Source organism: Clostridium sp. 1001275B_160808_H3 (assembly GCF_015550425.1).
Lineage (GTDB): Bacteria > Bacillota > Clostridia > Clostridiales > Clostridiaceae > Clostridium.
The window spans coordinates 154,313-165,630 of the sequence record NZ_JADNAT010000008.1 but is presented as its reverse complement, the minus strand read 5'-3'; the positions used below and the strand labels follow the sequence as shown (position 1 = coordinate 165,630).

The window sequence follows — 11,318 nt, the reverse complement described above, 5'->3', positions numbered from 1 at the left end:
TGATAGGTCAGAGGTGTAAGTGTGGTAACATATTTAGCTGACTGATACTAATAGGTCGAGGGCTTGACCAATAAAAACAGGCTTAAAATTAATTCATGTGCAATTTTCAGAGAACACTCTGAAATCTGGTGATGATGGCGTAGAGGAAACACTCCTTTCCATTCCGAACAGGAAAGTTAAGCTCTACAGCGTCGATGGTACTGCATGGGAGACTGTGTGGGAGAGTAGAACATTGCCAGGTTATTTTTTTATGGGGGTATAGCTCAGTTGGGAGAGCACTTGCCTTGCACGCAAGGGGTCAAGGGTTCGAATCCCTTTACCTCCACCAAAGCTACGATATTAATCGTAGCTTTTTTTGTTTTTAATAAAATTATATATAATTGATAATAAAAATATATAATGTTATTATTTTTATATAAAATAAAGTTAATTAAAGCGGTAAGGTGATAGAAATGGCTTTATATAGAGTAAAACAATTTATATGGGGATTTACATCATTATTTAAGGAGATAGACTATAAGTATATAAGTGAATTTTTAAACGAAGATGAAATTAAAATTTTTAATAAATTAAAGCATAATGATAAACATCACTGTATAAGAGTTTGCAAGGACTCAATTAAAATGAAATATGATTTGGATATAGATATAGACGTATATAAGTTAGGAAAAGCTGCACTTTTGCATGATGTGGGAAAAAGTAAAAAGCATTTGAGTTTGATGGAGAAATCTGTAGTGGTATTATTAGATAAGGCTACTAAAGGGAAAATAAAAAAATATGATAATATAAAGCAAATAGATATATATTATAATCATCCTAAGATAGGATTGGATATTCTTAAAGGGTTTGATTATGATAAAGAATTTTTGCAGGTTATTAGATATCATCATAATAAAGATAAAATCAAGGAAAATGAGATACTTAATATAATAAGTAGGTGTGATGATAAAAATTAATAAAGAGGTGAATTTATGAGTTCTATAGAAAGAAGAGAAGAAATTATGAAAATGTTAGTGGAAAGCAACAAGGCCATTAAGGGAACGGAGCTTGCCTCTTTATTTGGTGTTACTAGGCAGATAATAGTTAAAGACATTGCCATATTAAGAGCAGCAGGTAAAAATATTATAGCTACTCCTGATGGATATATCTATAATAAAAATATTAATAAAGTTAAGTCTATTATTGCTGTCAATCATGATAGTAGTAAAACTATTAGGGAATTAGAAATAGTAGTTAAATATGGTGGAATAATAGAAGATGTTATTATTGAGCATCCTCTTTATGGAGAAATAAGAGGGAATTTGATGATAAAAAACTTAAATGACTTAAATAAATTTGAAAATGAATTTAAAAGAAAAAATGCAAAGCCACTTTCAAATTTAACAAATGGTATTCATCTTCATACAATAGCAGCAGATAGTAAAGAAGATATTGAGGCAATAAAGAGAGAGTTGTTAGAAAAGGGATTTTTATTATAGACTATGGGAGGAAATAGATTATGGATTACGATATTCTTATATTGGGTGGAGGAATAATAGGATGTTCAGTTGCTTATGAACTTTCAAAGTATAATTTTAATATTGCTTTAATAGAAAGGGATTATGACATAGCAGATGATATATCATTTGTAAATACATCAATAGTATATGACGGATCTGAAACATCGGATGATGTAATGGCAGGACTTGAGTATATAGGGAACTCAATAATGCTTGATACTTGTGAAAAGTTTAAGGTTCCTTTTAAGAAAATTGGAGCTTTAAGAGTTGTAAGTGATGAAAATGGAGTTAAAAAATTAGAAGAAATGTATGAAAGAGCTAAAAGGCGAGGAATAGATGGTGTATATTTAATAGATGATAAAGATGTATATGATATCGAACCTAATATAAATCCTAATATAAAAAAAGGTCTATATTCAGAAAATATAGGGATAGTTGCACCTTATGACTTGGCAATTGCCTATGCTGAAGTAGCAGCAGATAATGGTGTTAACTTTAGGTTAGAAGAAGAAGTTTTAAATATACAAAACTTAGCTAAAGGTTTTAGAGTAACAACTAATAAGAATAAGTTTACCTGTAAGGTTGTAATAAATACAATTCCGCATGAGATATATATAAGGGAAAATGGAAAGGTTGAAGATAAAGAGTTAGAAAGTGAAGAAGAGTACTTTAAGAATATGAGTTACTTATTGGTAGATGATAACTATAGAAATAAATTAAATAAGATAGTAATAGAGACCTTTGATAAAAATACATTTGTGCTAAGCACACCAACAACTACTACAGGTTCGTTAATAGGAATAAAGAGTACTGAAAAAACTAGTTTAGAGGATAATTTAATATATGCTAATAGCCTTTTAAAGAACTTAGAAAAGAATAATATTAATAATTTATTTAGAGAAAGTTATAATAAGGATTCAATGTTAATAGATGATAGTGAAATAGATAAGGGATATATAAGAGTAACAGGTACTCACTATGGAAAGATTACAATAGCTCCAGCAATTGCAAAAATGCTTTGTGATACAATTGCAAATAATTTAAGCTGTACATTAAAAAAGAATTTTATAGATAAGAGAAGAGAAGTCTATAAGTTTAGAGAGCTTGGTAAGAAAGAAGCTAATGAGATAATTTCACTAGATAATAGATATGGAAAGATTATATGCGTATGTAATAATATATCAGAAGGCGAAATAGTAGATTGTATAAGAAGACCATTAGGTGCAAGAACAGTAGAAGGTGTTAAGAGAAGGACTGGATCTGGATTTGGAAGTTGCCATGGTTCTTATTGCTATGAAAAAATTGTAAATATACTTGCAAGGGAATTGGATAAGAAGGTTACTGATATAGTAGATGATTCTAAAAATTCTAAAGTAATTTCAAGCAGAATAAAGGAGTTTGGAGATGTCTAATTTGCAAAATAAAGATGATAATAAGGATATATTTACATCTATAGTTAGGGTAAAAGGAAGTGACAAATATAGAGTTGTTCCTGTTAAGTCTAGCGAAAAAGTTGATAAAGGAGTCTGGATAGAATTATCTAAGGTATTAGCAAGAATATATGTTAGCGTTCCAATTAAGTCTGGAAGTTTAATATGTAAAAATATACTTAATACTGGAATTGATATAATTTGTACAAGGGACTTATATGATGAATAAATAAAATATAAAAGTATAATAATATATATAAATCATCTTAGTAAAATATTGACATATATATATTTTTATAATATATTAAGAATAATAAAATAAAACTGTTGAAGAGGCTAGTAATAACAATATTTATTTTAAGAGAGTCGGTGGTTGGTGTAAATCGATAGTAAAATGTTATGAATCCACCTTGGAGGGACTGTGATGAGCAGTACGGCTTAAACCGTTAAATTTATTTAAGAGAATAGCATATTTTGCTATTAATTAGGGTGGCAACGCGGAATCTTTCGTCCCTTATTTTGGGGAAAGGTTCTTTTTTTATGAAAAAAATTAATAAATATAAATTATTAGGAGGTATACATAATGTTAGATTTAAAATTTGTAAGAGAAAATCCAGAGATAGTTAAGAAGAATATAAAAAATAAGTTCCAAGATAGTAAACTTCCATTAGTAGATGAGGTAATAGAATTAGATAAAAAGCTTAGGGAAGCTAAACAACAAGCTGAAGCTTTAAGAGCTGACAGAAATAAGTTTTCAAAGCAAATTGGAGCTTTAATGGCTCAAGGAAAAAGAGAAGAAGCAGAAGAAATGAAAAAGAAGGTAACTGAAAACTCAGAGAGCTTATTTGAGCTAGAAGTTAAGGAAACAGAATTATCTGAAAGAGTTAATACAATAATGCTAACTTTACCAAATATAATTGATCCAAGTGTTCCAATTGGTAAGGATGATAGTGAAAATGTAGAGGTTGAACGCTTTGGAGAACCAAATGTTCCAGATTTTGAAGTTCCATATCATACAGAGATAATGGAAAAGTTAAGTGGATTAGATTTAGATAGTGCTAGAAAAGTAGCAGGAAGTGGATTCTATTATTTAATGGGTAATGTTGCAAGACTTCATTCAGCAATAATTTCATATGCTAGAGATTTTATGATAGATCGTGGATTTACTTATTGTATTCCTCCATACATGATTCGTAGTGAAGTTGTAACAGGTGTTATGAGTTTTGCTGAAATGGATGCTATGATGTATAAAATTGAAGGTGAAGATCTATATCTAATTGGAACAAGTGAACATTCTATGATAGGTAAGTACATAGATACTATATTACCTGAAGATTCATTACCACATACTTTAACAAGTTATTCTCCTTGTTTTAGAAAAGAAAAGGGAGCTCATGGAATAGAAGAAAGAGGAGTATATAGAATTCATCAATTTGAAAAGCAAGAGATGATAGTTGTATGTAAACCAGAAGAAAGTATGGAGTGGTATGAAAAGTTATGGAGAAATACTGTAGATTTATTCCGCTCTTTAGATATACCAGTTAGAACTTTAGAATGTTGCTCTGGAGATTTAGCAGACCTTAAAGTTAAGTCAGTAGATGTTGAAGCTTGGTCACCAAGACAAAAGAAATATTTTGAAGTCGGAAGTTGTTCAAATCTAGGCGATGCACAAGCCCGTCGTTTAAAGATACGTGTAAATTCTAAAGATGGAAAATATTTTGCTCATACATTAAATAATACAGTTGTTGCACCACCAAGAATGTTAATAGCATTTTTAGAAAATAACTTAAATGAGGATGGATCAATAAATATTCCAACTGCACTTCAACCTTACATGGGAAACATGAAAGTAATTAAATAGTTTTAATTTTAAAGGCTAAATATATAATTTTGTATTTAGCCTTTATTTATTCTAAAGGTAGATTAAATTATCTAAAATATATTATTTTTATTTATAATATATTTAATTTTTCTAATTCTATTAGATACTTAAATTATTATTAGGCTAATTAAGAGTAATTTTAGTGGATAGTGAAGAAAGAAGAGTTTATTTTTTATTAGATTCATTATTTAATTAAAAAATATATAAATTTATAATTGACAACAAGCAATCTCATTGCTATAATAATATTTGTCGTCAGACAGATATGGAGAGATGGTCGAGCTGGCTTAAGGCACCGGTCTTGAAAACCGGCGTACCTTTGCGGGTACCGTGGGTTCAAATCCCACTCTCTCCGCCAAAGATGCATCTAAGTTTTCTTAGATGCATTTTAAATTAAATATAGGCGAAACTCATTAAAAAATTATTTTACTAAATATTTATTATATAATAAAAATAATAAAAAAGTTTAAAATAATAATTGACAATATATAGAGTGGTTGCTATAATAATACTTGTCGCAAGACATAATATGGAGAGATGGTCGAGCTGGCTTAAGGCACCGGTCTTGAAAACCGGCGTACCTTTGCGGGTACCGTGGGTTCAAATCCCACTCTCTCCGCCATAAAAACTTCAATAGAAGGCACGTGGAGAAATACTCAAGTGGCTGAAGAGGCGCCCCTGCTAAGGGCGTAGGTCGGGCAACTGGCGCCCGGGTTCAAATCCCGGTTTCTCCGCCAGAAAGCATCTAACAATGTTAGGTGCTTTTTTATTTTTATAAAAATATAGAGTTCTTAAACTTTAAAAAATGAGTTGTATAATATTTTTAATTAAATAATAATTGGGAATCAGATTTATTTTATATATAAAATATACTATAATTTTATTAAGTACTTGTTAGGGGGAAGATAAGATGAAAGTTACAATTAAAGATGTAGCTAGAGAAGCAAATGTCGCAACATCAACAGTTTCTAGGGTATTATCTAATAGCCATAAAATAAGTGATAAAACGAAGGAAAAAGTAAATGAAGCAATAAGGAAGTTAAATTATACTCCAAATATAATTGCAAGAGGACTTGCTAATAATAGAACAAGAATTTTAGCTGTAATATTACCAAAAGAAGCAGAGGATATATTTTCAAATCCATTCTTTGTACAAGCGATGAAGGGAATAAGCATATATGCTCAAAAAGAAAATTATTATATAATGTATGCTTTCAAGCAAGAAGGAAAAGATGATAAGGAATGGTTTAGAAAATTTATAGATAGCAATTTGGTTGATGGAATATGTCTATTAAATTCTAAGGAAAATGATGATACAATAAAGTACCTAAATGATATAGAATTTCCTTTTGTAGTTATAGGAAGGCCAGATGAAGTAAAAAATGTATTATGGGTAGATAATGATAATGTAAAAGCTATGTATGATTTAGTGCAAATGCTAATAGATTATGGACATAAGAAAATAGCTTTTGTTGGTGCAAAGGCTAATTTAAATGTTTCTAGAGATAGACTAAGAGGTTATAAGCAAGCATTAATGGATAATGGAATAGAGATAAAAAGTAGTTTAATATATGAAGCTGAAGAATTTACACAAATTAACGGGAGTTATGCTATAAATAGAATTTTAGATGGCAATAAGCCAACTGCTATAGTAGCTACAGATGATCTGTTAGCTTTTGGAGTTCAAGAAGCTTTAAATGACATTGGGATAAGGGATGTATCCATTGCGGGATTTAATAATATACCAATGTCAGAATATCAAAATCCTCCATTAGCATCTGTAGATATTAATGCTGAAGAGTTAGGATTTTATGCTACAAAACTAATTATAAATAAGTTAGAAGAGAAAAGTAATAATAAGAATTCATATATAATAGATACTAAATTAATAGAAAGAGAATCGATAAAAAAGATATAAATTTAAATTATATGCAATCGGTTGCACAAAACTTTAAATGTTAAAGAAAAATAAAGATAATTTTAAATAATTAGAAATTTTGAACGAAAATAAGCAATTAAATTATTGTAAACAATTTCTGAAAATGATATACTATGTCTATCGTGATGAGAGAAGCAAAATAAAATTTATATCTAGGGGGATTGAAATGGAAAAAAAGTATGTAGTTGGTGTTGATTTAGGTGGAACTAAAATATACACTGCGCTAGTTGATTTAAAAGGATCTATAGTAAAAGAAGTTACTGTTAAAACTGAAGCTCATAAAGGAGAAAGTGTAGTTTTAGAAAAATTATTAAAGACAATAGATGATGTACTAGAAGGCACAGATTTAAATGAAGTTAAAGCAATAGGAATAGGATCTCCAGGACCTTTAGATGTGGAGAAAGGATTAATAGTATATACTCCTAATTTACCATTTAAGAATTTCAATATAGTTCAACCTATAAAAGATAGATATAAATTAGATACTTATTTAGATAATGATGCAAATGTAGCAACATTAAGTGAATTTATGTTTGGAGCAGGCAAGGGAAGCAAGAATATGGTTTTCATTACTGTAAGTACAGGAATAGGTGGAGGAGCCATAATAAATGGTAATTTATTTAGAGGAAGCACATCAAATGCATTAGAGGTTGGACATACTACTGTTATGAAGGGTGGCCCAAGATGTGGATGTGGTAATACAGGATGTGCAGAAGCAGTTGCATCAGGAACTGCAATTATGAAGAGAGCAAAAGAAGCTGTAGATAGTAAAGTAGAAACTTCGCTAAAGAATTATGAACAAGTAACTGCTAAGGAAGTATTCTTAGATGCAGAAAAAGGGGATAAGGTTGCGCAAGACATATTAAATGATGCGTTATCTTATTTAGGAATAACTGTTGCTAATTTGGCAAATACATTTGATCCAGATAAAATTGTTATTGGTGGCGGTGTAAGTGAAGCTGGAAGGATTGTATTTGATAAAATAGAGAATGAAATGGAAAGAAGATGCTTAAAGACAATTTATAATCACTGTAAAGTTGAAAAAGCTGTATTAGGTAATCAAGCAGGGGTTTTAGGTGCAGCAGCATTAGCTATTTTAGAAAGCAAATAGGATAATGTGTACAGAAATATCTGTACACATCTTTTACACTATTTTGGGCAAACGATTGCATGAATTAGATTTAGTTAAGTTGGAGGAATATATGAAGCAAGTTTGGTGGAAAGAAGCAGTGGCATATCAAATATATCCAAGAAGTTTTATGGATAGTAATAATGATGGAATAGGTGACTTAAAGGGAATAATATCAAAATTAGATTATTTAAAAGATTTAGGGATAGATGTTATTTGGATTTGTCCTATGTACAAGTCACCTAATGATGATAATGGTTATGATATAAGTGATTATCAAGATATAATGACGGATTTTGGAACTATGGAGGATTTCAATGAGCTATTAGTAGAAATTCATAAGAGAGAAATGAAGTTGATAATAGATTTAGTAATAAATCATACTAGCGACGAACATGAATGGTTTATAGAATCAAAGTCATCTAAAGATAATCCTAAGAGGGATTGGTATATATGGAGAAAAGGAAAAAATAATAAAGAGCCTAATAACTGGGAAAGTATTTTTAAAGGATCAGCTTGGGAATATGATAAAAAGACTGATGAATATTTCTTACATTTATTCACTAAAAAGCAGCCGGATTTAAATTGGGAAAATGAGAATTTAAGAAAAGAAATATATAAAATGATAAATTGGTGGCTTGATAAAGGAGTAGATGGATTTAGAATAGATGCCATAAGTCATATTAAGAAAGATATAGAATTTAGTGACATGCCTAATATGGAAAATAAACAATATGTAAGCTGCTTTGAAAAGCATATGAATGTTGAAGGAATACATGACTTTTTAGAGGAATTGAGTGAAAATACATTCTCAAAATACGATGTTATGACAGTAGCAGAAGCAAATGGGGTAAGTGCTGAAGAAGCAGAAGAGTGGGTAGGAGAAGAAAAGGGAAAATTCAACATGGTATTTCAATTTGAGCATCTAGATTTATGGAACAATGAAGATAATGAGAGCTTTAATGTAAAGGAATGCAAAGAAGTTCTAACTAGATGGCAAGAAGGGCTAAATAATAGAGGTTGGAATGCACTGTTTATAGAAAATCATGATATACCAAGGGTAGTGTCCACCTGGGGAAATGATAAGGCGTATTGGATGGAAAGTGCAACAGCGTTAGCATTAATGTACTTTATGCAACAAGGGACTCCATTTATATATCAAGGACAAGAAATTGGAATGACAAATGTAAAATATTCATCTGTAGATAAGTACAATGATGTTAAAAGTATAAATGCCTATAATGAAATGTTAGAAAACGGTTTTACTAAGGAAGAATGTATGAAGCATTTATGGGCTACTTCTAGAGATAATGCTAGAACGCCAATGCAATGGAATAGTTCTATGAATGCAGGCTTTTCTAATAATAAACCTTGGATAGAAGTTAATGATAATTTCAAAGACATAAATGTTTAAAAGCAAATTGATGATGAGTATTCAATATTGAATTTTTATAAAAAAATGATAAAGATAAGAAAAAGCAACAATGCACTTATATATGGTGAATACAAATTAATATTAAAAGAGGATGAAAGTATTTATGCTTATATAAGAGAGTTAAATGATAAAAAGTTTATTATAGTAACAAATTTAACAAATAAGTCAGCTAGATATATTTATAAGGATGAATTATTAAAGTATGAGAACTTATTAATATCAAATTACAAAGTTTCTGAACATCATGATTTAAATAGTATAGATTTAAGACCATATGAAGCAAGAATGTATAAAATAGATTTAAATTGAAAGTAGTAAGGAGAGGAATAATAATGGGAAAAGCAAATAAGAGAGGTAAACTAATATCATTTGATTTTTGGCAAAAATTTGGAAAGGCTCTACTAGTTGTAGTTGCGGTTATGCCAGCAGCTGGTCTTATGATTTCTATTGGAAAATTGATAGCAATGTCAGCAGATATAGCAATGATAGATACAATAGGAAGAGTTATGGAGGATATAGGTTGGGCTATAATTGGAAACCTTCATGTATTGTTTGCAGTTGCTATAGGTGGATCATGGGCTAAAGAAAGAGCTGGTGGTGCTTTTGCTGGATTGTTATCATTCATATTAATTAATCGTATTACAGGAGCTATATTTGGTGTAAGTTCAGATATGTTAGCTGATGCTACAGCAACAGTAAACTCAATATTTGGTTCAAAGCTTGTCGTAGCTAACTATTTTACAGAGATATTAGGTGCTCCAGCATTAAATATGGGAGTGTTTGTAGGTATAATTGCAGGTTTCTTAGGAGCAGCCTTATATAATAAATATTATAATTATAATAAATTACCTAAGGCGTTGGATTTCTTTAATGGAAAAAGATTTGTTCCTTTTGTAGTTATTTTAGGATCAACAGTTACAGCTATAGCACTATCACTTGTTTGGCCATTTATACAAGGAGCTTTAAATAGCTTTGGAATCTGGTTAGCAGAATCAAAGGATACAGCACCAGTTTTAGCACCTTTTGTATATGGAGCATTAGAACGTTTATTATTACCATTTGGATTGCATCATATGTTAACAGTGCCGGTAAATTATACAGAGCTTGGTGGGGTATATCAAATATTAACAGGGCAATCAGCAGGTACTTTAGTAGCAGGACAAGATCCATTATGGTTAGCGTGGATAGGTGATTTAATAAATTTAAAAGACGCAGGGAATATTTCAGAATATAATACAGTATTAAATAGCATAGTTCCAGCAAGATTTAAAGCTGGTCAAGTAATTCTTTCAAGTGCATCATTATTAGGAGTAGCATTTGCAATGTATAAAAACGTTGAGCCAGATAAAAAGAACAAATATAAAACAGTATTTTTATCAGCTGGACTAGCAGTATTCTTAACAGGTGTTACAGAACCAATAGAATTTATGTTTATGTTTATATCACCTATATTATATGGAGTATATGCTTTAATTACAGGTATAGGTTTTGCTTTAGCTGATATTTTCCAATTAAGAGTTCATGCATTTGGGTTTATAGAATTCTTAACAAGAACTCCAATGATGGTTCATGCAGGATTAATAAGAGATATAATTAACTTTGTTATTGCATGTTTAGTATTCTTTGGATTAAACTATGGAATATTTAGCATATTAATTAAAAAATTCAACATTCCAACACCAGGACGTAACGGAAACTATATAGATTCAGAAAATGAAGATGAAGCAACATCTTCTACTAAGAATGATCCAAATACAGCAAATGATTTACAAGCAGTTAGAATAATTTCATTATTAGGGGAAAAGGATAACATAGAAGATATAGATGCATGTATGACAAGATTAAGAGTTACTGTTAAGGATATAAGTTTAGTAGCTGATGAAAAGGAATGGAAAAAGAATGGAGCTTTAGGACTTATATTAAGAGATAAAGGTGTTCAAGCGATATACGGTCCAAAGGCAGATGTGTTAAAATCAAACATACAAGATATATTAGGAGTTTAGA

Annotated in this window: 8 protein-coding genes, 4 tRNA genes, 1 rRNA gene, 1 pseudogene and 1 other annotated feature; all 14 genes and pseudogenes read left to right on the top strand. The window is 30.1% G+C overall.

What is annotated here, in order from left to right; all coding sequences use genetic code 11:
• The first annotated feature begins 124 nt into the window (after window positions 1–124).
• The 14 genes and pseudogenes from rrf to I2A75_RS07990 all read left to right on the top strand — a co-directional run bounded on the left by rrf (window position 125) and on the right by I2A75_RS07990 (window position 11,317).
• Window positions 125–241 (top strand): 5S ribosomal RNA (gene rrf, locus I2A75_RS08055).
• An 11-nt stretch (window positions 242–252) separates the two neighbouring features.
• Window positions 253–328, top strand: a tRNA-Ala gene (locus I2A75_RS08050).
• 124 nt (window positions 329–452) lie between these two features.
• Window positions 453–956 (top strand): HDIG domain-containing metalloprotein, encoded by a 504-nt coding sequence (locus tag I2A75_RS08045; protein ID WP_195263959.1) that lies wholly within the window; start codon window positions 453–455, stop codon window positions 954–956.
• Window positions 957–971: 15 nt separating this feature from the next.
• A complete protein-coding gene (locus I2A75_RS08040) occupies window positions 972–1,478 on the top strand; it encodes a transcription repressor NadR (RefSeq protein ID WP_195263958.1) in 507 nt (168 codons plus the stop codon).
• Between the two features lie 20 nt (window positions 1,479–1,498).
• Window positions 1,499–2,911 carry an FAD-dependent oxidoreductase gene (locus tag I2A75_RS08035; RefSeq protein ID WP_195263957.1) on the top strand — a complete coding sequence of 471 codons (1,413 nt, stop codon included), beginning with the start codon at window positions 1,499–1,501 and terminating at the stop codon, window positions 2,909–2,911.
• Complete coding sequence (locus I2A75_RS08030) at window positions 2,904–3,158, top strand: DUF1667 domain-containing protein (RefSeq protein ID WP_195263956.1); 255 nt, start codon at window positions 2,904–2,906, stop codon at window positions 3,156–3,158. The genes I2A75_RS08035 and I2A75_RS08030 overlap by 8 nt, the downstream gene beginning before the upstream one ends.
• Before the next feature lie 89 nt (window positions 3,159–3,247).
• Window positions 3,248–3,447 (top strand) — a binding site (T-box leader).
• Window positions 3,448–3,512: 65 nt separating this feature from the next.
• Window positions 3,513–4,790: a serine--tRNA ligase gene (serS, locus tag I2A75_RS08025; protein ID WP_195263955.1), complete on the top strand. Its 1,278-nt coding sequence runs from the start codon at window positions 3,513–3,515 to the stop codon at window positions 4,788–4,790.
• A gap of 288 nt (window positions 4,791–5,078) precedes the next feature.
• A tRNA-Ser gene (locus tag I2A75_RS08020) sits at window positions 5,079–5,169 on the top strand.
• Window positions 5,170–5,342: 173 nt separating this feature from the next.
• A tRNA-Ser gene (locus tag I2A75_RS08015) sits at window positions 5,343–5,433 on the top strand.
• Window positions 5,434–5,457: 24 nt separating this feature from the next.
• Window positions 5,458–5,548: transfer RNA gene (locus I2A75_RS08010), tRNA-Ser, on the top strand.
• Window positions 5,549–5,721: 173 nt separating this feature from the next.
• The gene (locus I2A75_RS08005; RefSeq protein ID WP_195263954.1) at window positions 5,722–6,729 is read left to right on the top strand and encodes a LacI family DNA-binding transcriptional regulator; all 1,008 of its coding nucleotides are present in this window, start codon (window positions 5,722–5,724) and stop codon (window positions 6,727–6,729) included.
• 187 nt (window positions 6,730–6,916) lie between these two features.
• Complete coding sequence (locus I2A75_RS08000; protein WP_195263953.1) at window positions 6,917–7,861, top strand: ROK family protein; 945 nt, start codon at window positions 6,917–6,919, stop codon at window positions 7,859–7,861.
• Between the two features lie 91 nt (window positions 7,862–7,952).
• Window positions 7,953–9,623 (top strand): annotated as a pseudogene (locus I2A75_RS07995) (alpha-glucosidase).
• 23 nt (window positions 9,624–9,646) lie between these two features.
• Window positions 9,647–11,317: a PTS transporter subunit IIBC gene (locus I2A75_RS07990; protein ID WP_195263952.1), complete on the top strand. Its 1,671-nt coding sequence runs from the start codon at window positions 9,647–9,649 to the stop codon at window positions 11,315–11,317.
• Window position 11,318 lies beyond the last annotated feature (1 nt).

Coding starts and splice junctions, on each gene's coding strand:
- I2A75_RS08045 (WP_195263959.1), top strand. CDS start 453: ATGGCTTTATATAGAGTAAAACAATTTATATGGGGATTTACATCATTA.
- I2A75_RS08040 (WP_195263958.1), top strand. CDS start 972: ATGAGTTCTATAGAAAGAAGAGAAGAAATTATGAAAATGTTAGTGGAA.
- I2A75_RS08035 (WP_195263957.1), top strand. CDS start 1,499: ATGGATTACGATATTCTTATATTGGGTGGAGGAATAATAGGATGTTCA.
- I2A75_RS08030 (WP_195263956.1), top strand. CDS start 2,904: ATGTCTAATTTGCAAAATAAAGATGATAATAAGGATATATTTACATCT.
- serS (WP_195263955.1), top strand. CDS start 3,513: ATGTTAGATTTAAAATTTGTAAGAGAAAATCCAGAGATAGTTAAGAAG.
- I2A75_RS08005 (WP_195263954.1), top strand. CDS start 5,722: ATGAAAGTTACAATTAAAGATGTAGCTAGAGAAGCAAATGTCGCAACA.
- I2A75_RS08000 (WP_195263953.1), top strand. CDS start 6,917: ATGGAAAAAAAGTATGTAGTTGGTGTTGATTTAGGTGGAACTAAAATA.
- I2A75_RS07990 (WP_195263952.1), top strand. CDS start 9,647: ATGGGAAAAGCAAATAAGAGAGGTAAACTAATATCATTTGATTTTTGG.